16 protein-coding genes and 1 pseudogene are annotated in these 25011 nt (G+C 41.9%); 3 read left to right on the top strand and 14 right to left on the bottom strand.

Annotation, left to right across the window (positions count from 1 at the left end; all coding sequences use genetic code 11):
* From HMPREF9423_RS02515 to rpoB, 3 genes are all read right to left on the bottom strand, one after another.
* Positions 1 to 4191, bottom strand: a 4191-nt coding sequence (locus HMPREF9423_RS02515) for a CshA/CshB family fibrillar adhesin-related protein (protein ID WP_006147779.1), incomplete at its 3' end; no start/stop codon positions are given.
* A 231-nt stretch (positions 4192 to 4422) separates the two neighbouring features.
* Positions 4423 to 8076, bottom strand: coding sequence for a DNA-directed RNA polymerase subunit beta' (gene rpoC, locus HMPREF9423_RS02510; protein ID WP_006147778.1), 3654 nt, complete (start codon positions 8074 to 8076; stop codon positions 4423 to 4425).
* A gap of 32 nt (positions 8077 to 8108) precedes the next feature.
* Positions 8109 to 11711 carry a DNA-directed RNA polymerase subunit beta gene (gene rpoB / locus HMPREF9423_RS02505; protein WP_006155873.1) on the bottom strand — a complete coding sequence of 1201 codons (3603 nt, stop codon included), beginning with the start codon at positions 11709 to 11711 and terminating at the stop codon, positions 8109 to 8111.
* 568 nt (positions 11712 to 12279) lie between these two features.
* Between rpoB and HMPREF9423_RS02500 the strand changes: the two genes are divergently transcribed.
* The 3 genes and pseudogenes from HMPREF9423_RS02500 to HMPREF9423_RS02490 all read left to right on the top strand — a co-directional run bounded on the left by HMPREF9423_RS02500 (position 12280) and on the right by HMPREF9423_RS02490 (position 13749).
* A complete protein-coding gene (locus HMPREF9423_RS02500; RefSeq protein ID WP_006147776.1) occupies positions 12280 to 12585 on the top strand; it encodes a rhodanese-like domain-containing protein in 306 nt (101 codons plus the stop codon).
* A gap of 89 nt (positions 12586 to 12674) precedes the next feature.
* Positions 12675 to 13463: pseudogene (locus tag HMPREF9423_RS02495) on the top strand (rhodanese-like domain-containing protein); the annotation flags it as partial.
* A complete protein-coding gene (locus tag HMPREF9423_RS02490) occupies positions 13453 to 13749 on the top strand; it encodes a rhodanese-like domain-containing protein (protein WP_006147774.1) in 297 nt (98 codons plus the stop codon). The pseudogene HMPREF9423_RS02495 and the gene HMPREF9423_RS02490, both read left to right, overlap by 11 nt.
* Before the next feature lie 91 nt (positions 13750 to 13840).
* Here HMPREF9423_RS02490 and HMPREF9423_RS02485 read toward each other — a convergent pair whose 3' ends face one another.
* The 11 genes from HMPREF9423_RS02485 to HMPREF9423_RS02435 all read right to left on the bottom strand — a co-directional run bounded on the left by HMPREF9423_RS02485 (position 13841) and on the right by HMPREF9423_RS02435 (position 24586).
* Complete coding sequence (locus HMPREF9423_RS02485; RefSeq protein WP_003002739.1) at positions 13841 to 14098, bottom strand: metal-sensitive transcriptional regulator; 258 nt, start codon at positions 14096 to 14098, stop codon at positions 13841 to 13843.
* A gap of 203 nt (positions 14099 to 14301) precedes the next feature.
* Positions 14302 to 15804, bottom strand: coding sequence for a zinc ABC transporter substrate-binding protein AdcA (locus HMPREF9423_RS02480; protein WP_006147773.1), 1503 nt, complete (start codon positions 15802 to 15804; stop codon positions 14302 to 14304).
* Positions 15805 to 15813: 9 nt separating this feature from the next.
* Positions 15814 to 16620: a metal ABC transporter permease gene (locus tag HMPREF9423_RS02475; RefSeq protein WP_006147771.1), complete on the bottom strand. Its 807-nt coding sequence runs from the start codon at positions 16618 to 16620 to the stop codon at positions 15814 to 15816.
* Positions 16613 to 17317 (bottom strand): metal ABC transporter ATP-binding protein, encoded by a 705-nt coding sequence (locus HMPREF9423_RS02470; protein WP_006147770.1) that lies wholly within the window; start codon positions 17315 to 17317, stop codon positions 16613 to 16615. The genes HMPREF9423_RS02475 and HMPREF9423_RS02470 overlap by 8 nt, the downstream gene beginning before the upstream one ends.
* The gene (gene adcR, locus HMPREF9423_RS02465) at positions 17317 to 17757 is read right to left on the bottom strand and encodes a zinc-dependent transcriptional regulator AdcR (protein WP_006147769.1); all 441 of its coding nucleotides are present in this window, start codon (positions 17755 to 17757) and stop codon (positions 17317 to 17319) included. Before adcR ends, HMPREF9423_RS02470 begins: the two co-directional genes overlap by 1 nt.
* Before the next feature lie 138 nt (positions 17758 to 17895).
* Positions 17896 to 19968 carry a cell surface ecto-5'-nucleotidase Nt5e gene (gene nt5e, locus HMPREF9423_RS02460; protein ID WP_006147768.1) on the bottom strand — a complete coding sequence of 691 codons (2073 nt, stop codon included), beginning with the start codon at positions 19966 to 19968 and terminating at the stop codon, positions 17896 to 17898.
* A gap of 142 nt (positions 19969 to 20110) precedes the next feature.
* Entirely contained in the window at positions 20111 to 21379 is a 1269-nt protein-coding gene (gene dltD, locus HMPREF9423_RS02455; protein WP_006147767.1) for a D-alanyl-lipoteichoic acid biosynthesis protein DltD, read from the bottom strand.
* Positions 21372 to 21611 (bottom strand): D-alanine--poly(phosphoribitol) ligase subunit DltC, encoded by a 240-nt coding sequence (gene dltC / locus HMPREF9423_RS02450; protein WP_000351968.1) that lies wholly within the window; start codon positions 21609 to 21611, stop codon positions 21372 to 21374. Before dltC ends, dltD begins: the two co-directional genes overlap by 8 nt.
* A gap of 31 nt (positions 21612 to 21642) precedes the next feature.
* A complete protein-coding gene (gene dltB / locus HMPREF9423_RS02445; protein ID WP_006147766.1) occupies positions 21643 to 22887 on the bottom strand; it encodes a D-alanyl-lipoteichoic acid biosynthesis protein DltB in 1245 nt (414 codons plus the stop codon).
* Complete coding sequence (gene dltA / locus HMPREF9423_RS02440; RefSeq protein ID WP_006147765.1) at positions 22884 to 24434, bottom strand: D-alanine--poly(phosphoribitol) ligase subunit DltA; 1551 nt, start codon at positions 24432 to 24434, stop codon at positions 22884 to 22886. Before dltA ends, dltB begins: the two co-directional genes overlap by 4 nt.
* 20 nt (positions 24435 to 24454) lie before the next feature.
* Positions 24455 to 24586 carry a teichoic acid D-Ala incorporation-associated protein DltX gene (locus HMPREF9423_RS02435; protein WP_004254020.1) on the bottom strand — a complete coding sequence of 44 codons (132 nt, stop codon included), beginning with the start codon at positions 24584 to 24586 and terminating at the stop codon, positions 24455 to 24457.
* Positions 24587 to 25011: the final 425 nt, after the last annotated feature.

Genomic DNA, 25011 nt, shown 5'->3' with positions numbered 1-25011 from the left:
GTATGACTTGTCAGTTGGTGTGAATGTTACAACACCTGTTTCCTTATCAACTGTGAAAGTACCAATTTCTTTACCTTCTGGTGATTTAGCAACTACTGATGTAGCTGGTTTGCCATTTTCGTCAAGAAGAGTAATGGTATCCTTGTTGATTGGTGCAACTGGGTCACCTTCTGTGAATGTAACAGTACCAGTTTGAACCACACCTTGAGGTGCAACAGATTCAGCTGGAGTTGCTGTTGGTGTTACAGGTGTTACTGTTGGTGTGTATGTTGCAGAAGCTTTTGTTCCGTTCATGTCTTCACGAACTACTGTTACTGCTGGTGCTTTACCAACAAATGATTTTTCTGGAACAAATGTAACTGTTCCGTCTGGAGCTACTGTGTAAGTACCTACTCCTTCAACCTTCTTACTTGTTGTACCATCATCAAATTTAGCAGGAACAGCTTCGTTAATGGCTACAGTCTTTTCAACACCGTCAATATCAGCAGTACCACCTTTAAATTCTGGTTTACCAGTTTGAGTGGCACCTTGAACATTTATAGTTTCAGCAGGTGTCGCCGTTGGTGTTACTGGCACAATCTCTGGAGTGTAAGTAGTATCTACTTTAAGGCCATTTGAGCTTTCAGCTTGAACTTTAACTGGGGTAACTTTACCTGTATAAGATTTATCAGTTGGTGTGAAAGTTACCTTACCTGTAGTTGAATCAATAGAGAAAGTACCAATTGGTGTTGTTCCATCTTCTGCATAAGCTGGAGTTGTACCAATAACTTCATTTCCATCTTTATCCAAAAGCTTATAGCTATTTTCTTTCAGAGGAATTTGTTTGTCTTGACCATTTACATTAACTGTCGCACCTGCAAAAGTTGGCGTTCCAGTTTGTACAGCTCCCTGAATATCTTTAGATGTTGCAGGTTGAGCCGTTGGAGCTGCAGAAAGTACAGTTGGTGTGTATTTCGCATCGGAAGTAATTGTAGCTGTCTTACCATTAGCATTGGTAATAGTCGCAGTTGCTTGAACTGTTACCCCTTTTGCTGTTCCAACAAAATCTTTTTCAGGAGTAAATGTCACAGCACCAGTTGTAGGATCGATTGTATAAGTACCTTCGCCTGCTACTGTCACAGTTGTTTCATCAGTAGGTTGTCCAGTTGCTGGATCTACCAATTTCTTGCTTGTGATTTTTGCAGTCTTATCGTTACTCAAATCAAATGTTGGAGTTTGAGTTTGAGGAACATTTTGAATGTCCACTGACTCCTTGTTAGTAGGAGTAATTGTTACAGGTGTTACAGTTGGAATGTATTTAGCTGTCGCAGTCTTAATAGCTTCTGCTGGAGCATCCCCGTTCTTATCGCGACCAACTGGAGCAGTTAGAGACAAGGTTACACCCTTAGCAGTTCCCACAAATCCAGGTTCTGGACGGAAGGTTACCTCACCAGTTGCACGGTTTAATGAATACTCTCCTTCGCCTGGGACTGTAATAGCAGTGTTATCTGTAACTTGACCAGTCGTTGGATCTACGAATTTTGCAGGGTATTCTCCACTTGGCGATACTTTAACTTTCTCACCCTTGCTATTTGTTCCTTCTACTGCAAAAGTTGGTGTTCCAAGTTGAGTAGCACCTTGAACATCTGTTGTTTCTTTATCAATACCTTCAAGGTTCTTAGGAGTTACAGTAGGGATGTATAGACCATCCATGTTATCCAAAGCTTCGTTGATTGAAGGAAGTTCCGCTGCGTCTTTAGAATTCCAATCAGTATCGTTTCCATTGTTGTCTGTACGACGAATTGAAATACCATCTGCAGTTCCGACAAAGTTGTCTTCTGGGATAAACTCTACGTCGACGTCCTTACCATTAGCAGTAATCTTGTATTTACCTTGACCAGCTACTGCGTAATAGCCATCAGGTCCTGGAGTCACGACTTGTTTTGTCTTGTTATCGACCATGACTGGTGCAACTTTTTCGTTGATGACTGCTTTTTGAGTGCGGCTATATTTAGCTAATCCTTGTGGAGTAAAGGCGATAGTTGAACTTTGTTTCGCTCCTTGGACGTCACTTGTTTCCTTGCGTTCACCTTTTGGCGGGAAGGTTACTTGAGTCTTGAAGTCTTCTACCTCACCAGATAGAGCCATGCCAGTAGGACTTTCAATCTCTTTTGCATCTTTTGCGATACGGACACGGACACCAAGCTCTGTAACAGTCGGATCAGTAATCGCTTTACCATTGTTGAACTTCAACTCAACAGTGCCATCTTTTGTGATTGTAGCAAGATCAGAGCGTTCGTTATCATCGAACTTCCCATTTTGGTTAAAATCAATCCAACCATATAGATAAGCTTTATCTGCTCCATCTGTATGGGCTTCAACCTTCAAAGTATAGTTTCCTGGACGAGTACGATCTAGCTTGATCATCTCATTAGTCGCGCCCTTCAAGTCATCTGGTAAGAGTTGGTCGATTCCTTCGTCAGCAGTAACCGATTTGTCGTCACCTTCCCAGTCGCCCTTGTTGTTTTCATCCATATCTGGGCTAACATCTCCCAAGTATGGTTGACTTACCTTCCCACCAGTAACTCCGTCTACTGTTCCAATCGCATGAGAAGCTTTGCCATAACTTTCCGGTGCATCTCCCTCATCAAGCGGGAAGAAACCAAGCATAGCTGCTTGTTTACCAGATGAAGCAATATACAAGCCAATCTCAGATGCCCCGCGCGTCATAACCAAAGGTACTGAAACGTTACCGGATGAATAATTTGGTCCAAACACGCCAGTTCCAAGACCACCTGTTGTCAAATCAGCACTACCAAAGTACTTCCATGCGACTGGTTTCTTATCTGGACCAACTTGATCCGATTTAATCAGAAGTTGCAAATTTAGTCCATTAAGCTTAGCTCCATTAACTTTAACCAGTTTGTTATTAATGAATCCATTCGCAGGATCAAAAAGGTAATTTGTGTCTTGAACTACATAAGGTTGACCATATGGACCTTTTTTCCATTCTCCGACATGTTGCCAACCCGTACCATTTGTCGTGAATAGAACCAATTCACCAGGATTGGCTGATTCTCCATCTGCCATAACTACTGCTGGCTTAACAGATTTGCCTCTAAATGTAGCAGAAATTTCAAATTGTACACCGATATTGGAACCATTGAGTTCAGAACCAATTGTGGTTTGCTTTGTACCAGTATTAATACCTTCCTGTCGAATCTCTGTCCAACGATTCTGAGGATCGGCGATAATTTTTGCTTCTTCACCATTTTTAAACGCTTCTTTAGTAGCTGGTGTCATAACTCCACTTACAACACCATTTTTTGCATTTGGATCATAGGTAGCTTTTTCTTCAGCAGTTGCGCCTCGCTCCTCCATACGCTTCTTATAAATTTCAGTTGCTTGGAAGGGTTTCAAAGACTTCACTTTTACAGTAACTACATATCCAGGCATAATTTCTTTTGTATAGGTTGAACCAACTTGGAGAGCTGTTTGACCATTGTCTCCTGTAGTTGTGTTGGTCCAATTTGCAGTATCTCCGAAATCTAGCCAGTTGATCTGTTTTGTGAATTCTTTAGCATTTGAGGTTGAATAGCCTGGTTTCTCAACCTTAGGAGTTGATGTTGCGTCTTCCACATCATCCGCGATCAAGTTAGGATCATTGGCGTCACCAAGTGCACGACGGCTACGACGTTTCCCAGTTTTTTCTGCTGGGACTGTTGCAGCTTTCTCTTCTTTTGCTGGTGCTTCTACGCCTGCAGCAGGAACTTCTGTTTTCTGGTCTGCTTGCGCTGGGGCAACAGGTGCCACAACTGGAGTTTTTTCTTCAACAGGTGCTGTTGTAGTTGGGACTGTTTCTGGTGCAGTTACAGGAGCTTCAGCTTTATCAGTTGTCGCTGGAGCTGTTTTTTCTACAGGAACTACAGGAGCTGCATCTGCTTGATAAGTTGTTTCAGGCGCCTTTTCCGTTTCAACCGTTGGAAGATTAGCTGGACTTTCTACCTCCGTAGTCGCAGTAACTCCCTCAACTTTTTTGTCCTCTACAGCTTCATCCGCACTAACGTTTGCAGCTGTACCAAGCATAACTAAGGTTCCGAGAAGGACCGAGCAAACTCCGACGTTTAGTTTACGAATCGAAAATCGACTGATACGATCGTTAAACAAATCATTTTTCACGATATTACCTCCAATACCCTTGCGGGATTGCATATATTGTTATATTTTATGCGTTGTTTTTCATGAATACACAAACAACCATTTAACATTTTAGCATTCAATTGCCTAAAATACAAAGTATTGTGCTTAATATTTTCAAAAAGAATATATATACTTCGAAGCGTCAAAATATTATTATTTTTTGCATATTTTGCGCAATTTTATGCAATATTTTTACCCGGAAAAAGAGGGGTATCCCCTCTTTTTCATTTCAAGTAAAATATTCTATTCGTTTACTTCAACTTGAGCCTCTACAACAAGATTTGTTTCTTCATCTTCTTGAGACGGTTCAAGGTAAACTTCTTCGTTGACTGCTTGTGGTTCAAGGTTACGGTAGCGAGCCATACCAGTACCAGCTGGGATGATCTTACCGATGATAACATTTTCCTTGAGACCAAGGAGATGGTCTTTCTTACCACGGATAGCCGCGTCTGTAAGGACACGAGTTGTTTCCTGGAAGGAAGCAGCTGACAAGAAGCTGTTTGTTTCAAGTGAGGCTTTAGTGATTCCCATAAGGACTGGGCGACCAGTTGCTGGAACACCACCTGCGATAAGAACATCTTTGTTGGCATCAGTAAAGTCGTTGATATCCATAAGAGTACCCATGAGAAGATCTGTATCACCTGGATCCATGACACGAACTTTACGGATCATTTGACGGACCATTACCTCGATGTGTTTGTCACCGATTTCTACCCCTTGGCTACGGTAAACTTTTTGAACTTCACCAAGGAGGTATGTTTCTACTGACAAGACATCACGAACAGCAAGGAGACGTTTTGGTTGGATAGAACCTTCTGTCAACGCTGCACCGCGAGAGATTTGATCGCCAACTTGGACACGCATACGTGCTGTGAATGGTACCACGTATTCGCCTTCGCCAGTTTCACCTTTAACGAAGACTTTCTTAGTACGAGTTGAAGCATCTTCTTCGATTGCTGTAACTTCCCCTTTGACTTCTGTGATGACCGCTTCCCCTTTAGGATTGCGGGCTTCGAAGATTTCTTGGACACGAGGAAGACCCTGAGTGATATCGGTATTTGAGGCAACCCCACCCGTGTGGAAGGTACGCATTGTAAGCTGTGTACCAGGTTCCCCGATAGATTGGGCAGCGATTGTACCAACTGCTTCACCAACTTCAACCGCATCACCAGTCGCCAAGTTGATACCATAACAGTGACGGCAGACACCATGACGAGTGTTACATGTAAATACAGAGCGGATAGTCACTTCTTCAACACCAGCATTGACGATTTCACGGGCCTTGTCTTCTGTGATCAATTCATTTGGACCAATGATAACTGCACCAGTTTCTGGGTGTTTAACAGTTTTCTTAGTGTAACGACCATTGAGACGTTCTTCAAGAGACTCAATCATCTCTTTACCTTCAGTAATAGAACGGATCAAGAGACCACGGTCAGTTCCACAGTCATCCTCACGAATGATAACGTCTTGGGCAACGTCAACCAAACGACGAGTCAAGTAACCTGAGTCGGCTGTCTTAAGGGCCGTATCGGTCATACCTTTACGGGCACCGTGAGTTGAGAAGAACATTTCGAGTACTGACAAACCTTCGCGGAAGTTTGAAAGGATTGGCAATTCCATGATACGTCCGTTCGGAGCAGCCATCAGACCACGCATACCGGCAAGCTGTGAGAAGTTTGAGATGTTCCCACGGGCTCCAGAGTCCATCATCATAACGATAGGGTTCTTAGGATCTTGGTTGGCAACCAAACGTTTCTCGAGTTTTTCACGGGCAGCACGCCATTCAGCTGTAACAGCATTGTAGCGTTCGTCATCTGTGATCATACCACGACGGAATTGTTTTGTGATTTGTTCTACACGTTTGTGTGATTCTTCGATGATTTCAGCCTTGTCTTCAACGACTGGAATATCGGCGATACCTACTGTCAAACCTGCAAGAGTTGAATGGTGGTAGCCTAGGTTCTTCATACGGTCAAGTAGGGCAGATGTTTCTGTCGTACGGAAACGTTTGAAGATTTCAGCGATGATATTTCCAAGGTTTTTCTTCTTGAATGGTGGGTTGAGTTCAAGTCCTTCAATAGCTTCCTTGATATTTCCACCTAATGGTAAGAAGTACTTAGCCGGAACACCTTCTGTCAAGTTAGCATTTGTTGGCTCTTGCAAGTAAGGTAGTCCTTCTGGCATGATATCGTTGAAGAGGATTTTACCTACAGTTGTAAGCAAGATTTTGTGTTTTTGCTCTTCTGTCCATGGTTTGTTAAGGCTATCTGTTGCGATACCAACACGTGAGTGGAGGTGAACATAACCATTACGGTAAGCCATGACAGCTTCGTCACGGTCCTTGAAGACCATACCTTCGCCTTCACGACCAGCTTCTTCCATAGTCAAGTAGTAGTTACCCAAAACCATGTCCTGAGATGGAGTAACAACTGGTTTCCCATCTTTAGGGTTCAAGATATGCTCAGCAGCAAGCATCAAGATACGAGCTTCTGCTTGGGCTTCTTCTGAAAGCGGTACGTGGATGGCCATTTGGTCACCGTCAAAGTCGGCATTGTAGGCTTCACAGACAAGCGGGTGCAAGCGAAGGGCTTTACCGTCAATCAAGACAGGTTCAAAGGCTTGGATACCCAAACGGTGAAGGGTAGGTGCGCGGTTCAAAAGCACTGGGTGTTCCTTGATCACTTCTTCCAAGATATCCCAGATACGTTCATCTCCACGTTCTACCAAGCGTTTAGCCGCTTTAACGTTTTGAACGATATCGCGCGCAACGATTTCACGCATAACGAATGGTTTAAAGAGCTCGATTGCCATTTCACGTGGCACACCACATTGGTACATCTTAAGAGTTGGACCAACGGCGATAACGGAACGTCCTGAGAAGTCAACACGTTTACCGAGCAAGTTTTGACGGAAGCGTCCTTGTTTCCCTTTGAGCATGTGGCTCAATGATTTAAGCGGACGGCTACCTGGTCCTGTAATTGGACGACCACGACGACCGTTGTCAATCAAAGCGTCAACCGCTTCTTGAAGCATACGCTTCTCATTTTGAACGATGATACCTGGCGCGTTCAACTCAAGCAAACGAGCCAAACGATTGTTACGGTTGATAACACGACGGTAAAGGTCGTTCAAGTCAGATGAGGCAAAACGGCCACCATCCAACTGCAACATTGGACGAAGATCTGGTGGAATAACTGGAAGGATGTTAAGAACCATCCATTCAGGCTTGTTTCCAGACTTGTGGAAAGCATCCAAAACATCTAAACGACGGATAGCTTTCACACGTTTTTGTCCAGTAGCTGTTTTCAACTCTTCTTTGAGTTCAGCAATTTCTTTTTCAAGATCTACTTGTTTCAAGAGGTCTTGGATAGCTTCAGCACCCATTTTGGCAACGAATGAACCATGACCAAACTCACGCAAGCGTTCACGGTATTCACGCTCTGTCATGATAGACTTGTGCTCAAGTGGTGTATCTTTTGGATCAATCACCACGTAAGCAGCAAAGTAGATAACTTCCTCGAGGGCACGAGGACTCATATCAAGGGTCAAGCCCATACGGCTTGGAATCCCCTTGAAATACCAGATATGAGATACAGGAGCTTTCAACTCGATGTGTCCCATACGTTCACGACGAACTTTTGTACGCGTTACTTCAACACCACAACGGTCACAAACAATCCCTCTGTAACGAATGCGTTTGTATTTTCCACAAGCACACTCCCAGTCTTTTGTAGGACCAAAGATCACTTCGTCAAAGAGTCCTTCACGTTCTGGTTTCAACGTACGGTAATTGATTGTTTCAGGTTTTTTGACTTCTCCATAAGACCATGAACGGACTTTGCTTGGAGAAGCTAGTGTGATTTGCATACTTTTAAAACGATTTACATCAACCACTATTTCTTCCCTTTCTATTTTAAGTGAACTGCTTATTCTTGTTCAGCAGCTTCTTCTGTTGCTTCCGCTTTTGCATTTTCTTCAGCCTCAAAGGCTGCTTTTGCCTCTTGGGCTGCTCTTTCGCGGGCTTTTTCAAGGTCATCTACGTGGATGACATCTTCGTCCATTCCTTCATCAAGGTCACGAAGTTCCACTTCTTGATCATCTTCGTCAAGGACACGCATATCAAGACCAAGAGATTGCAATTCTTTTACAAGAACTCGGAATGATTCTGGAACACCTGGTTTTGGAATTGGTTTTCCTTTAGTAATAGCTTCATAAGCTTTCAAACGTCCGTTGATATCGTCAGACTTGTAAGTCAAGATTTCTTGAAGGACATTTGATGCACCATAGGCTTCAAGCGCCCAAACCTCCATCTCACCGAAACGTTGTCCACCAAACTGAGCTTTACCTCCGAGTGGTTGTTGTGTAACGGTTGAGTATGGTCCGACTGAACGAGCGTGCAATTTATCATCAACCATATGGTGAAGTTTGATCATGTACATGACACCAACTGACACACGGTTATCGAATGGTTCACCAGTACGACCATCGTATAGGATAGTCTTAGCGTCGCTATCCATACCTGCTTCTTTGACAGTATCCCAAAGATCTTCAGAACTTGCTCCGTCAAAGACTGGTGTTGCGATGTGGATACCAAGAGTACGAGCTGCCATACCAAGGTGAAGCTCCATAACCTGACCGATATTCATACGTGATGGTACCCCAAGTGGGTTCAACATGATATCGACTGGAGTTCCGTCTGGAAGGTAAGGCATGTCTTCTACAGGAACGATACGAGAGACAACCCCTTTGTTCCCGTGACGTCCGGCCATCTTATCTCCGACCTTAATCTTACGTTTTTGTGCGATGTAGACGCGAACTAGCATATTAACGCCAGATTGCAATTCATCACCGTTTGCACGTGTAAAGATTTTAACGTCACGAACGACACCATCGGCACCGTGTGGTACACGAAGGGAAGTATCACGAACTTCACGAGATTTGTCACCGAAGATAGCATGCAAGAGACGTTCTTCAGCAGAAAGGTCTTTTTCACCCTTAGGTGTGACTTTACCTACAAGGATATCCCCTTCTTTAACCTCAGCACCGATACGGATGATACCCATTTCGTCGAGGTCTTTAAGGGCATCTTCACCAACGTTTGGGATTTCACGAGTGATTTCTTCAGGCCCAAGCTTTGTATCGCGAGTTTCTGATTCGTATTCTTCGAGGTGAACTGATGTGTAAACATCGTCTTTCACCAAGCGTTCGCTCATGATAACGGCATCCTCGAAGTTGTAACCTTCCCATGTCATGTAGGCAACGATTGGGTTTTGTCCAAGCGCCATTTCACCTTTTTCCATAGAAGGTCCATCGGCGATAAAGTCACCTTTTTCGATGACATCGCCAACTCGAACAAGAGTACGTTGGTTATAAGCAGTACCTGAGTTTGAACGACGGAATTTTTGGATGTGGTAAACATCAAGGGAACCATCTTCACGACGAACTTCTACTTTGTCCGCATCTGCATAGGTAACCTTACCACCATGTTGTGCAATAACTGCAGCTCCTGAGTCATGGGCTGCTTGGTATTCCATACCAGTACCAACGAAAGGCGCTTTAGGATCGATCAACGGAACAGCCTGACGTTGCATGTTAGCTCCCATGAGGGCACGGTTGGAGTCATCGTTTTCCAAGAAAGGAATACATGCTGTCGCAACGGCAACTACCTGCTTAGGAGAAACGTCCATATAGTCAACGCTTGATGCTGGATATTCTTGGTTAACCCCTTGGTGACGTCCCATGACAACTTTTTCAGCAAAAGTTCCATCTGCATTCAATTTAGAGTTAGCCTGAGCTACTGTGTATTCATCTTCTTCATCAGCAGTCAACCAAACAATTTCGTTGGTAACTTTACCAGTTGCACGGTCAACCTTACGGTATGGTGTTTGAATGAAACCATACTTGTTGAGGTGCCCGTATGAAGACAAGTTGTTGATCAAACCGATGTTTGGTCCTTCAGGTGTTTCGATTGGACACATACGACCATAGTGAGTGTAGTGCACGTCACGCACTTCATATCCAGCGCGGTCACGTGTCAAACCACCAGGCCCTAAGGCGGACAAACGACGTTTGTGAGACAACTCAGAAAGTGGGTTGTGTTGGTCCATGAACTGTGACAATTGTGAAGAACCAAAGAATTCTTTGATCGCCGCAGTCACTGGACGGATGTTAATGATTTGTTGAGGTGTCAATACTTCGTTATCTTGAACAGACATACGTTCACGAACATTACGTTCCATACGTGAAAGTCCAAGACGTACTTGGTTGGCAAGCAATTCACCAACGGCACGAATACGACGGTTTCCGAGGTGGTCGATATCATCGATACGACCGATGCCTTCAGCCAAGTTAAGGAAGTAGCTCATTTCAGCAAGGATATCTGCCGGAGTGATAGTGCGAACTTTATCATCTGGATTTGCATTTCCGATGATTGTTACAACACGGTCTGGATCAGTAGGTGCTACAACCTTGAATTTTTGAAGAACAACTGGTTCTGTCAAAACAGCTGAGTCATTTGGAGTGTAGACAATCTTGTTCAAATCGCCATCCAAGTGACTTTCGATACTTTCGATGACATCGCGAGTCATAACAGTACCTTTTTCAACCAAGATTTCACCAGTTTCAGGGTCCACCAATGGTTCAGCGATTGTTTGGTTGAGCAAACGAGTTTTATTATTTAATTTCTTGTTAATCTTGTAGCGTCCAACAGCTGCCAAGTCATAACGACGTGGGTCGAAGAAACGAGCCACAAGCAAGGTACGTGAACTCTCAGCAGTTTTTGGTTCACCTGGACGAAGACGCTCATAAATTTCTTTCAAAGCTTCGTCTGTACGAGAGTCCATTGGGTTTTTATGGATATCTTTTTCAACAGTGTTGCGAACCAACTCGCTGTCCCCAAAGATATCAAAGATTTCGTCATCGCCTGAGAAACCAAGAGCACGAACCAAAGTCGTAAATGGAATTTTACGTGTACGGTCGATACGAGTGTAGGCGATGTCTTTTGAGTCACTTTCCAGTTCCAACCAAGCTCCACGGTTAGGGATTACAGTTGAACCGTAGCCCACTTTACCGTTTTTGTCTACTTTATCATTAAAGTAAACACCTGGAGAACGCACCAACTGTGATACGATAATACGTTCACCACCATTGATGATGAAAGTACCCATCTCAGTCATGATTGGGAAATCTCCAAAGAAGACTTCTTGAGTTTTGATTTCGCCAGTTTCTTTGTTAATCAAGCGGAAAGTTACAAAGATTGGTGCTGAATAACTTGCATCATGGATGCGAGCTTCTTCAAGCGTATATTTAGGTTCTTTGATTTCGTAGCCAACAAATTCCAACTCCATGGTTTCTGTGAAGTTTGAAATTGGCAATACATCTTCAAACACTTCCTTCAGACCATAGTCTAGGAAATCTTTAAATGAATCAGTTTGAATTTCAATCAAATTTGGTAAGTCAAGAACTTCTTTGATTCTTGAAAAACTACGACGGGTACGATGTTTCCCGTATTGAACGTCATGTCCTGCCAAGATGATTCTCCTTTGTAAATAAAATTCCAAGCTTAGTCGCCTAAGCCAATAATTATCGTTTAATGGTTCTAAAACCCCTATCAACTTATCCCCATTGACTAATTTTTCAGAATCTTTAAATCTCTGTTACAGATGCAAAAAAATACCGAAAAAAAGCACAAAAAGAGCAGTTAAATCTGACTTTTTTCAGGAGATTTAACTGCTGTGAGCCTTGTCCGGACAATATTTCAGACAAAACCTACGACAAATGATTACTCATATTATACCCGATTTTCTCTAATTTTTCAAGTCCTTTGAAGGATTTTTCTTGCTTTAGTATAGGTGTGGCTTGTTTTCAGAAAAGAATGTTTTCAGAGATTCGTTCTTGAATAATTAGAATCACTTGTATGATATATCTTGCCAATCAACTGAAAAAACGCTTCTCCCTTGTTTATAGGGTATCATCTAACATACTGGAAAAGCACAAAAATTTTTCTAAGTAAGAAAGAATGCTGATCAATTCAACTTGCTTGACAAAAGCACTTCTTAGTGCTTTAATATACCCTATAGAGGTATATTGGAGGTGCCTATGTTTTACTTATTTACAAAAATTGATAGTATTTCTACCAGCGAATTAGAAGCTAAACTCAAGGAACCGATTCAGCTATTGGACGTTCGGACGCCTACGGAATTCCGTAGAGGTCATATCAATAATGCAAAGAATATTCCTCTAACCGAAATCGGATCTTACACACCTGCGACAAAAGAAACTCTCTATGTCATCTGTCATTCTGGTGTCCGAAGTAAGATGGCTGCTAAAAAGCTCAAGAAAAAAGGCTATGATGTTATCAACGTCCGAGGCGGTATGATCGCTTGGACAGGCGAAACTATATAGAACTAAAAGGGAGAAACTCAATGAAGATTATCATTGTTGGATGAGTTGCAAGTGGTATGTCAGTGGCGACTCATCTCAGACGTCTCATGGAAGATGCTATCATCTCACTAGCTTCTCCTGTAAACCGTCAAGGACGTCAAGTGGCAGACGTAATTGCTGGAATGGAGCGCAAAAACAAGGGTAGTATCGGTACTGCTATCGTTCGTGCTTTTGGTATATCCGCTGCTTCGACAGGTCTTAGTGAGCGCACTCTTAGTGACAATCAACTCCCATACAAGGCAATTCATGTTAGCGGGAAAGACCACGCTGGTTATTATCCAGGTGCTACTGATATGACCTTAAAGCTCCTCTTTGACCCAACCAGTGGCAAAATTTATGGCGCCCAAGGAGTCGGAGCTAAAGGAGTCGACAAGCAAATTGACATCCTCGCAACTGCTATCAAGGAAAATCTCACCTTCTTTGACTTACCAGAGTTAGAGTTTACCTATGCGCCACCTTTTGGATCTGCCAAGGATCCCGTCAATATGCTGGGTTACGCAGCCTTGAACCTTATCGAAGGTTTCAGCGACAATATACAGTGGTACCAGCTAGAAGATGAAATAGCTACTGGCAAGAAATTCCTGGATGTACGGACCAGTAGCGAATTCCAGAGTGGTCGACTCAAAGTCGATACCATTCATATTCCCCTAAACGAACTACGGGAACGCTTGGATGAACTAGACAAAAATCAAAACTACATCGTCAGCTGCCACAGTGGTTTACGCAGCTATATCGCAGAGCGTATCCTCAAGCAAGCAGGATTTACCGTCCAAAACCTTGACGGCGCTTATTCACTATACAAAATGGCTAATCCAGAAGGAGTAGAATATGCTAACTAATATCAGCATGGCTGACTTTTATGAAAAATATCAAAATGAAAATCTAGATTTTATCGATGTCCGTGAAGCACATGAATTCCAAGCAGGACATGCACCAGGTGCCAAAAATCTTCCGTTAAGTACCTTGGAGCAAGGCTACAAAGAACTCAAACCTGACCATGAATACCATGTCATCTGTCAAGGTGGAGTGCGTTCTGCCTCTGCCTGTCAATTTCTCAGCGCCCAAGGTCTCACCGTTACCAATGTAGAAGGTGGCATGAATGCCTGGCCCGGTGATGTAGAATAAATCAAATACAAAAAGAGCAGTTGGTTTACTCTAAAGAAAACCAACTGCTCTTTTACTATTCTATCAACTCTTAAAGTAAGCCTTTATTCTGTTACTTCCGTTTAATCAAGTATTTAACTGCCTTTTCCAATCTTTCCTTCTGCGCTTGAGGGTCGCCTAAAGGTTCATTAATACAAGCTGTTAAATTCTCCGTTATCATCAGTTCAATAATACGATCAACACTGGATCGCACTGCTGTTAATTGAGTAATGATATCGACACAATCACGCTCTTCCTCCATCATTTTTTGAATACCTCGCAATTGACCCTCTGAGCGTTTGAGACGTGTAATGTACTTTGATTTTGTCATATCTTTATCCTTAAACGATTTTTCTACATTATATCTCTAATACAGACCTTTGTCAAAAAGAGCACTTATCTTAAAGATAAAACCTCCTAGTTCTCCACTCTGACTCTCGTAACAATACCGTCTTTATCTGACAATGTCAATCTAGATGCTCAATGCTGATAAAACAAGAAAAATCCTCCCCATGTAGGAAGGATTGTTTGGATTTAATGAGCTAACATTTCTTGAGCAATTTCCTGACCAGATAAGTTTTCTGGATAATAGGTTGGCCAGTTGTCCATCTCTTCAAAGAGGGCTTCTTGGCTAGTGCCTCCAAAGAAGATATGGAAATGCTCTGCCTTGACCGGAGCGATATTGTGGTCGCTAAACTGAACATACTTGAATTGCCCAGCGTCTGCATCAATCGCTTCAAAGAGGAAGCGTACTCCACGATTCCCTTTCTTATAAGTCAAGATTTTCTTGCCGACATACTTGTAAGTATATTTCTTACTTTGACCACCTTGGATGAATTCCATAGTATTATCCGTGATGTTAATCTTGGTCACATCTGTTTGGTAGCCCTTTTGATAGTAAGCCTTATACTCATCCTTGGTCATCTTACCAGTCAATTTAGCCTTGTAGTCAAATACTTGGTCAAGAGTCCCATCCTCAAGGAAAGGATAGACAGACTGCCAGTTGCCAGCATAATCACTTAGGGTACGGTCCTTAACATCTGCATCCTCAAAGTAGCCATTTTGAACGGTTTTAGTTTCCTCTGCCTTTTCTGGTTCAATCTCTGCTCCTGCCTGATCAGTTGTCTGCTTGAGTGCCTTGAGGTTTTTCTCCATGACAGAGACATAGTTTTCTCCAGCCTTCATGTCCTCTTCGGTCAAGCTCTCAAGAGGATTCAGAACATCTAACTTCACTCCTGTTTCTTTTGAGAGAGTATTCGCTAGAGCTTGTGAGGCATTTTCTTCAAAGTAGATATAAGAAATCTTATTTTTCTTGATGTACTCGGTCAATTCTGCCAAACGGCTTGCTGAAGGCTCCGCATCTGGTGAAAGACCTGAGATAGCGACTTGATTGAGTCCGTAGTCCAAGGCTAGATAACGGAAGGCTGCGTGTTGAGTCACAAAACTCTTTTGCTTAGCATTAGAAAGCCCTTCACTATAGGCCTTATCCAAGGCTTGTAGTTTTTCAATATAGGCTGCTGCATTTTGTTCAAAAGTCGCCTTCTTATCTGGATAGTCAGCTGAAAGACTATCACGGATATGTTCTACAAGTTTGATTGCACGCGCAGGAGACAACCATACGTGAGGGTCATACTCGTGATGATGACCTTCTTCACCATGGTCATGGTCTTCCTCTTCTTCACTTCCTGGAAGGAGCAGCATATCTCCAGTAGCTTTAATCATTTTTACTTTTTTCGCATCTAGGGATTCTAGTAACTTAGGGACCCAAGTTTCCATATTTTCATTTTCATAAACAAAGGCATCTGCGTCTTGGATTTTAGCGACTGCCTTAGCTGATGGTTCATAATCATGTGGCTCTGTTCCAGCCCCGATTAAGAGTTCGACATTGGCTGTATCACCTGCTACTTGCTTGGTAAATTCATAGACAGGGTAGAAAGTTGTAACGATATTTAATTTCCCGTCTGCTTGTTTTTGATTGGAACAAGCAACTAAGAATAAGGTCACAAGACTTGCCAAAAGTAGGCCTAGTTTTTTCATGTACTTCTCCTATTTGATAAAACGTTTGAGTAAGCTGACTACTAAAAAGACAACTACAAAGATAATGGTGATACTTGCACTCGGTGGTGTCTCTGCATAATAGGAAATATAGAGTCCCGCAACCATACCTAGAAAACCAATAACACTGGCAAGAATCATCACAGAACTAAAGTTTTTCCCTAGACGCAAAGCGATACTAGCTGGTAAGACCATGATAGTCGATACCAAAAGCGCTCCCGCTGCTGGGATCATGAGGGCAATAGCCACACCCGTTACCATGTTAAAGAGAATAGACATGGTACGCACTGGAAGACCATCGACAAAAGCTGTATCCTCGTCAAAAGTTAGAATATACATGGGTCTTAAAAAGAGGAAGGTCAGGATTAAAACAACCGCTGCAATAACAAAGAGACCAATGACCTGCTCTTGACTAATAGTCACAATAGAACCAAAAAGGTATTGATCCAAACTCATCGAGCTAGAGCTCTTACCCTTACTCATGACAATAAGTGAAACTGCCAGTCCTGTAGACATGAGAATGGCTGTCCCAATCTCCATAAAGCTTTTATAAACCGTACGTAGGTATTCAAGGAAGACCGCTGCAATCAAGACAATCACAATAGTTGAGATGGTCGGAGAAATTCCTAAAACCAAGCCAAAGGCAACCCCTGAAAGCGATACGTGACTCAGAGTATCACTCATAAGACTCTGACGACGCAAGATAAGGAAGGTCCCCAGAACTGGTGAAAAGAGACTCATGGCAATAACTGCCAAAAAGGCTCGCTGCATAAAATCATAAGACAATAGATTAAGCATGCTCCACCTCCTGGTCACTTTCATGGACATTGAAGCAACGCCATGGGGAATCTTGGTCTCGGACCAGGTGAATATTACGATCTGCGTAGTCCTTAACTTCTTCAGGATCGTGAGTAATCATCAAAACAGCCTTGCCGTGATGGTGGGCGCTATGGTGCATGAGCTCATAAAACTCATCCTTGGTTCCCGCATCCATCCCTGTCGTCGGCTCATCCAAGATAAAGATATCTGGATCTGAAGCAAACATACGTGCGATAACAGCCCTCTGCTTTTGCCCACCAGAAAGGGAGCCAATGCGTTTATCCCGATGTTCCCACATACCAACAGAGTTTAAACTAGCCTTGATATGTTCCTCATCGTGAGCATTTAGACGACGGAACCAGCCCTTTCTTGGATAACGACCTGATTTGACAAATTCATAAACGGTACTTGGAAAGCCTGCATTAAAACTTGCAATCTGTTGAGGAAGGTAGGCGATTCTTAGTTTTGTCCCACGAGTGTTGGTCTTTGAAATGGTAACTTTGCCAAATCTTGGTTGCAAAATTCCCAGACTAGCCTTAATTAGCGTTGTCTTGGCTGCTCCATTTTCTCCAGTAAGGGTGACAAATTCCCCACTATCAACACTGTAATTGATATGCTCAAGCACAGGTTCCTTGTCATAATAGAAGGACAAATCCTCTACTGTGATGTATCTCATTACTTGATTTCTCCTACTAAAGCAGTTAAAAACCGCTGGATAATTTTTTGCTCCTCAGCCGAGAATTGACTGGCAACTTGTTCATACGTCGAGAGGGTGTGCTCATGATGATGATGGTGTTCTTCAGCAATCGGTCGAGCTAGGTCTGTCAATTGATAGAAAATCACTCGAGCATCCTTTGGATCCTTAGACGTTTCCAGCATCCCCTCTTTAATCAAGGACTTAATGGCCTTGGTGACAGCTGCTTGACTGACATTGAGACGGCGAGCTAACTCCGAATTCGTTAATGATTCCTCTGATAAGAGCATAAGAATATGCTCCTGGGTATTGGTCAAAGCCACATTACTGGTGCAATGACCGATCAAAATTTCATGCTGATTTTCAGCTTTCAGGATTACTTCATTTAAAAAATGATCAATGTCTGTTGCTAATTGTCTCATGAACTTCTCCTTTCCTAGTTATCTTTTTCCCAAAACAATATAGATTACCACAGATTCTTTACTGGTTAATTATATCATAAACCAAAAAAGAATCAAGAAAAAAGATGAAAACATCTGAGATGTTTTCATCCTTTAGAATTATTTTTCTTGTCTACGGCTAGTCCAGAGGGCTGTCGCTCCAAGAATCACACCAAGTAGCATCATGAAAATAGATTGCTCACTACCTGTATTTGGAAGTAGTTTCTCTGAGACTACTGTTTTCTTAGCAAACTTATCTGCAACCTTATAATCAACTTTTACAGTAGAAGGTTGAGTCGGTTTTGTTGCTTGGTCTTCTACTGGTTTAGCTGGATCTTGCTCTTTACCTTCTTCAGGAAGTTTAAATGTTTTTGAGTCCACAGAAATCGTGCGTGAATTTGGATTGACCTTTTCATACTGAGTCAAATCAGCTGTTTTAAGATAGTCTTCAAAGGCAGCATCCATTGAAGGACCTTCTTCTCTAGCACCACCAAGCATGGTATAACCGTCACCACCTGCTGCAAGGAAGTCATTGGTTGCTAGGTAGTAGATTTTCGCCAAATCTAGTTTTTCATAAAGACCAGTTGCACGATTCTTCACTTGAATAGCCAAGACGCGTTTACCTGCGACTAGGTTTGTATCGTAGTAGACCTTGGCTCCTGAAATCTGTAAGAATCCACCGCTTGGTTCGAGCAATGGTTGACCATTTTCGTCTAAGACAGTTTTTCCTGCTTTATCCACCTGCAAAATAGATCCGAGTGATTTTTCAAACATATCCAGAACTTGCTGACCAGTTACTTGGATTTGTGAGATTGTGTTTCCAAATGGCAAGACTGCAATGACATTTCCTTTTGTAATTGGTTTGTCTTTAGCAATTGTCTCACGCAAGCCACCACCATTTGTCACAGCGATATCTGTTGGATGACTAAATCCTGTTTGACCATACTGGTAGAGAGAATCTGCGACGACATTTCCGAGATTCGTTTCACGAACACGAACATTTTCACGGTCTCCGTTTAGTTCAACAGGACTGTTAGACACAACCTCAACTGCATTTTCTGCATCATACTTTGCCTTAATATCTTTAACTAAACTAGCAACTTTTGGATTTGCTTCTAATTTTTTGGCTTCAGCAGCAGTAATCTGAGTTGGATTGCCCAAAAGCTGACGAGATTTATAAGTAATTTTACCAACGTTATGGAGATAACTTCCAGTTTGGTTGTAAGTCACATTATCTCCGTAAGTAGTTGATTCTACTGTATGAGAGTGACCATCAATGACTGTTACACGTTTCCCTTTCAAAAGAGGGTTCTTAGACAGGGCTTCTGCTAGTGTTGAGCCACGCCAAGCCACTGGCGTTGTTGTATCAACACCCAAGTGGGCTAAGACTACATAATGCTTATAATCCTTACCTTCCGCCTTAGCCTTGGCTTGAACTTCTTCAACGACCTTATTAACCTCTTCGATTGGCTCAGTAAAAGTTACTCCTTTAACATTTTTAGGGTGAGTTTTCGTTGCTGTTTCCGGCGTTGTCACACCTATCACTACAAACTCATCGCCTTCAACATCCTTATTCTTGTCAACAATAGTAGAAGCTTGGAAGAGACGAGCTCCATCTACATAAGTATTTGAGCTTAACAAGGGGAATTTCAAAATTTCTTTGTATTTTTTAGCTTCATCAAGTCCGAAATCAAACTCGTGATTTCCTACAGCCATGGCATCATACTGCATCTCGTTAAGAATCTTAGCACGTGCCTCACCTTTTGATGAGTTTGAGATAGGAAGACCCTGGAAAGCATCACCAGCGTCCACTACCAAGGTGGTCTGGTTGGTTTTTGCACGCTCTTGTTCAATGACTGTAGCCAACTTAGCGTCTCCAATGACTCCCTTTTCCTCTACAATACGACCATGGACATCATTGGTGTGTAAGATAACAGTGTCCTTTTCTTCGCTTTTAGGAGATTCAGCAGGAGCTGACGGAGCTTCTGCAGGTGCAATCGCTTCTGAAGTTGTCGAAGTTTCCGGTACCGCAGGGCTCTCAACAGGAGCTGGAGTCGCCGACGGAGCTGGAGTTGCTGCGACAGCTGAACTTTCTGCAGGAGTTGTTGCTTCTTCAGCGAATACTTGTCCAGCTAAGAAGGCTGGAGCTAATAAAGCTGTAGATAGGATGGGTAATAAGAACTGTTTCTTCATTTTGAAATCCTTTTCTTTTCTTTTTCTCTTTTATATTATACGCTATTTCTAAAAATTTTGAAACTTTTGACCTATTTGCATCTTAAATATTCACCATTTAAACAAAAAAGCTTGGATTAAAATCCCAAACTTTTAGCTCATTTTATTGAAAATCTTTGATGTTACCATCGTAATCCGCCCAATCTTGGCTAAAGAAGCGGTCATTCATTTGGTAACTAGGTGCTGTTGTTGGATTGCTCAAAAAAGGATTTACAACCTTATCAAACGCCAGCCAGCCTAACCAACCGATATGAATCGTATCCTTGACAAAATAAGGTTCATCACCGTTTTTTGAAAAATCAGCAATATTGGTAAAACCTTGACTTTCCAACTGGTAACGAATTTTTTCGACAGAGTGTTGATACATTTCTTCACTCAAGCCTGTGTAGTCCATCCATTTTTTTTTGACAGGTTGAAAGACAAAGAGTACATTCACCTTAGATTTGGCAAATTGATCGAGCACTAACTGCAAATCATTGTATTCCCTTGACTGGAGGAAGTTGTAATTTTTTTGATACCCTTCCCACTTTTTTATATCTTTCTTTAGTTGAGTATTGTAAAAGTGGTTCTCCATTCCCAAATCATTATTGGTCGTGTTTTCTTCTGCATCCTTACGTGCAATATTTTCCAATTCTTCATACGAAAACTGATCTGGGAGACTGCTCAAATATTTTTCAATATGATCTTTGTACTTTAATCGACCTCGAATCGAAAATTGACCAAAAAGGGCAGCTTGTCTTTCATTGAACTCGGCAGAGAGATTAACCACCGTTTGATCAAAATCTGACAATTGTTCATTCTTAGCCAGCTTCTCAACAATCCTCTTCATCGGAACTCTTGGATTTTGTTTTAAGAGTCTATTAGCCGCATATTGAGAGGCTACATCCCCAGATTGATTCTCTAAAAAAGCAGTCAACTGATCATTGTTAAAATAGGTTTGAAAAGTAACCGGATCTTGATCTTCCTTTGTAAACCACTGTGGAGAGATTACAAATACCGCTTGTTTATTTTCAAGTTCAGATGTGATTTGTTGCATCCCAAAATACTGACTAAGAGAAGCGGCTCCTGCCTGCCCCATAAAATAAGGACGGTAGGAGCGGTTATACTTTTCAGCCAACACTCCTGGATGCATACTATCAAAACGAATCCATTCACTCGACCCAAAGAAAGGGACAAAACGCATATTAGAATCCGTGAGAGCTCTCACTTTTTGGCTTCTCTCCTTAAAGCTCTCTGTACTAACAGAAGCCGCAGAGTATTTTTCCTCCATGAGATTATGGCTTGTTGTACCTGGATAAAAAAAGATGAGTAGAAGAACCAAAAATCCAGCAATGAAGATAGGCCCAAAGATCAGCCACAAGCGTTTAAGCATTCTTTAACTCCGTAATCCCTGCTACGATTTTATTAGCCGTATTCCAATCGTCACGACCAAATTCTGTAACCGGGACACGAATATCAAAGCGGTTTTCGATTTCCACAATCAATTCAACCGTTCCCATACTGTCTAAGACACCTGCGTCGAAAAGATCTTCATCCATCATGTCAGAAACGTCTTCCATAAATAATTCATCGATAATTTCAATAACTTCTGATTTGATATCCATTTTTAAATTTCCTTCTATTTTTTAATTCCATTTATTTTTTAAACCATAAATCATTCAAAAATCCCGAAAAGATTAAGAATGAAACCATTACGACATGGAAAGTTATAACCATGCCAAGCAACTGAATCCAACGGTTCTCAGGAAAAGGTGGTTGCCCTGCTTTTTTCCGTTCTTTATTGAGCATTTTTTTCTTTCTGACCCAGGCATCATTCATCACTAAGCCTATCCCATGAAAGAGTCCGTAAGCGATATAAAACCATGTTATCCCATGCCAGAACCCCATAAGTAGCATGTTCAGGACATAGGCAACACTTGAAGTCACATTTCGATTCTTAAAAAGCTTCTTTCTCGTTATCACCATGACCATGCGCATAAAGACAAAATCACGGAACCAGAAGGATAAACTCATGTGCCAACGATTCCAAAACTCTTTCAAATCTCTTGACAGGAAAGGTTTGTTGAAGTTAATCGGACTACGAATTCCCATCAGATTTGAAATAGCTATAGCAAACATAGAGTAACCTGCAAAATCAAAGAAGAGTTCCAAACCAAATGTGTACATGATGGCCACTACATAATAGTTAAAGACGCCACCTGTTTGTAAAGCTAAATTCTTTAGCGGTGGTAATAAAATCTCGCCTAAAATATGAGCTAGGATAAATTTATACAGAAATCCCCACATGATATACCGAACGGACTCGGCTAGCATATCTAGCAACTCATCGCGCTCCGGTATCGTCTGATAATTTTCATTAAAACGTTTGAAACGATCAATAGGACCACTTGAAAATGTCGGCATAAAGAGAAGAAAACGCAAATACTCCCATATCTTCAAATCCTTAATGACTCCATCTCTGAGTTCGATGATGATTCCCACTGAACGAAAGGTCAAATAAGAAATTCCCAAGAACCCAAACAAAGACTGCGTTCCATTGATAGCCGGTTGCACCTTGACAAAGGTAATCGGAAGGAGGGACAGAAAACTAACGAGGTAGAATACCCACTTGCCATCCTTACTTTTTCGATAGTGCTTGTAGAAAAGCAGGAGCAATATTTCCCAGCACAGATAAATACCCAAGGCAGCTAATTGATTGGTCTTGCCTCCCGTCAACATAGTGACTATAAAGAACAGACTAACCAATATTTCATACCAGCCAAAACGTTTTTTGAAAAAAAGACCGATAAAGATTGGCAAAATAGCAGTAATCACATACAAAAAGTACTGCGGATTCCCATAAGGCTCAATATGAGGAAGCTGTTTAAGAAGCTCCATCATCTATTGTTTACCTCACTAATCAACCCTTTGATGTCGATTTTCCCATTTGGAGTTAGCGGCAAGCTGTCACGGTAGAGGAATTTCGAAGGCATCATATAAGACATCATAATATCTTCCAAGTCTTCCTTGATCGCTTTGGTAATATCAATCTCGCGCTCAAATTGTTCTTTGACCCCATCTTTTAAGATAACATAGGCCAAGAGATTTTGAACCTTGTGTTCTTTATTATAGCGCGGTACCGCAACAGCCGAGTCAATGTACTGAGATTTGTTCAAGTTTTGAGAAACATCTTCTAGCTCAATACGGTAGCCGTTAAACTTGATTTGGAAATCCATCCGTCCACCGTAGAGAAGAAGGCCTTCATTCGTCATAGTTCCGACATCTCCCGTATGGTAGGCTGGCAGACCTTCAAATTCGAAGAAAGCTTCTGCTGTTTTCTCAGGATTATTCATATAACCTTTTGAAACAGCCGGTCCAGATACGATGATCTCACCTTGCTCACCATTTGGCAATTTGTTTCCTTCCTCATCAATGATGAAGGTTGGAGAATCTTCTTTGGTATAACCAATTGGCAAGCGTTTAAGTGTCGCTAGCATCTCATCTGTGATAGCAACCGCCGACAAAGCAACCGTTGCTTCCGTTGGGCCGTAGGCATTGATGATGCGTGCATTTGGGAAACGCTCACGCAGTTTTTGAGCCGTTTTAACCGTTAACTCTTCCCCATCAAAGTAGAAATGGGTAATGCCTGGCATCTTTTCAGCATTGAAATCTTCAGATAACATAGCCATATCTGCAAAAGATGGTGTCGAAGTCCAGATAGCAATCGGTAGAGAAAAGATGGTTGCAAAAAGTTGTTTGAAGTCTTGAGTAATGGCTGATGGGAGGGCAAAAAGCGTGCCTCCAAGAGCCAGGGTTGGTGCCCAATACATGACAGACAAGTCAAAGGAATAGGGCGGTTGCGCCAACATTTGCGGACGCTCTGGCGTCGCAAATTCCTTGTCTGTAATCATCCAGTTGGTGAAGCTGAGCAAGTTATCATGTGAAATCTGCACCCCTTTTGGTTTCCCAGTTGTCCCCGAAGTAAAGATGATGTAGTAGTTATCATCCCCTTTGACCGGATGTTGCAAATCATAGGCATGTTGAACTGCATAAGCTTGACGCACTTGCTCCAAGGACATGATTGGAGCAGCTGGGTTTTCAATTGGAAACTCATTGATGGCGATGATTAAGCTTGGCTCTGCTACTTCAACAATCGCAGACACGCGCTCCAAGGCAGAATGGCTGTCAATTGGGATATAGGCATGGCCAGATTTGGTCAAGGCCACAAAGGTTGCTAACATTTCATATTCTTGGCCACCAAACACCACAACAGGTGACTTTTCAGGAAGTCCCATTTGGTCAATATGGGCTGCTAAGCTATCTGAATCAGCCTTCAATTGGCCATAGGTATGCTCTTCTCCAAGGACATTGTAGACCGGAAAATTAGGCTGCTTTTGAGCATAATGCTCAATGGTTTCAATCATATCTACTATTGGTTTATTTGACACAATAGGGGTTCTCCTTTAAGTTAAAATTCATTATAGATAAAGCTACCTTGAACCTGACCGAGATAACTAAAAAAGTAAAGTAGGCCCAAGAAAATGATAAAATACAAGGCTGTCCGACCAAGAAAGAGATAGAGTTCATTTCTCTGTTTCATCAAGAAAAACCTTTCATTCCTGTAATTTTCAACTAAAATAAAATCAATTTCTTACTAACTTATTTTTCTGCTATTATACCACTTTATAAACTATTTTTTCAATTGTTTTCCGTCCATTTCCACTACATTTAAACATCATTAAATTGTTCCATATGATACCTTCTAATGATAGCTTTAATGCTTTCCAGTATAGATTATATTGGGAGCTACAAAAAAGTAGGCTCTATACTACCTATAGAGGACTTCCCCACTATAAATATTATAGAGCCTTATCTTATGTCTCACTTTATCGGTAGAATTCCCTTTATCTAGAGATTTTTATAATATATAATCTTAAAATTCACTATAGATGAAATCTTGAATGTTCGAAAAATCAGTCACAAAACAGTAGATTACGATGCTTAAAATAACTGTGTAGAAAAACA

Origin of the sequence: Streptococcus infantis ATCC 700779, from assembly GCF_000187465.1 — a bacterium.
GTDB lineage: Bacteria > Bacillota > Bacilli > Lactobacillales > Streptococcaceae > Streptococcus > Streptococcus infantis.
Note: the sequence above shows the minus strand (reverse complement) of the source record. Positions and strands in the feature narration are given on the sequence as shown.

What these genes read in the sequence shown, in the direction of transcription:
- HMPREF9423_RS02500 (WP_006147776.1), top strand. Translation starts at nt 12,280, where the DNA reads ATGTTTTACTTATTTACAAAAATTGATAGTATTTCTACCAGCGAATTA.
- HMPREF9423_RS02490 (WP_006147774.1), top strand. Translation starts at nt 13,453, where the DNA reads ATGCTAACTAATATCAGCATGGCTGACTTTTATGAAAAATATCAAAAT.
- HMPREF9423_RS02485 (WP_003002739.1), bottom strand. Translation starts at nt 14,098, where the DNA reads ATGACAAAATCAAAGTACATTACACGTCTCAAACGCTCAGAGGGTCAA.
- HMPREF9423_RS02480 (WP_006147773.1), bottom strand. Translation starts at nt 15,804, where the DNA reads ATGAAAAAACTAGGCCTACTTTTGGCAAGTCTTGTGACCTTATTCTTA.
- HMPREF9423_RS02475 (WP_006147771.1), bottom strand. Translation starts at nt 16,620, where the DNA reads ATGCTTAATCTATTGTCTTATGATTTTATGCAGCGAGCCTTTTTGGCA.
- HMPREF9423_RS02470 (WP_006147770.1), bottom strand. Translation starts at nt 17,317, where the DNA reads ATGAGATACATCACAGTAGAGGATTTGTCCTTCTATTATGACAAGGAA.
- adcR (WP_006147769.1), bottom strand. Translation starts at nt 17,757, where the DNA reads ATGAGACAATTAGCAACAGACATTGATCATTTTTTAAATGAAGTAATC.
- nt5e (WP_006147768.1), bottom strand. Translation starts at nt 19,968, where the DNA reads ATGAAGAAACAGTTCTTATTACCCATCCTATCTACAGCTTTATTAGCT.
- dltD (WP_006147767.1), bottom strand. Translation starts at nt 21,379, where the DNA reads ATGCTTAAACGCTTGTGGCTGATCTTTGGGCCTATCTTCATTGCTGGA.
- dltC (WP_000351968.1), bottom strand. Translation starts at nt 21,611, where the DNA reads ATGGATATCAAATCAGAAGTTATTGAAATTATCGATGAATTATTTATG.
- dltB (WP_006147766.1), bottom strand. Translation starts at nt 22,887, where the DNA reads ATGATGGAGCTTCTTAAACAGCTTCCTCATATTGAGCCTTATGGGAAT.
- HMPREF9423_RS02435 (WP_004254020.1), bottom strand. Translation starts at nt 24,586, where the DNA reads ATGAAACAGAGAAATGAACTCTATCTCTTTCTTGGTCGGACAGCCTTG.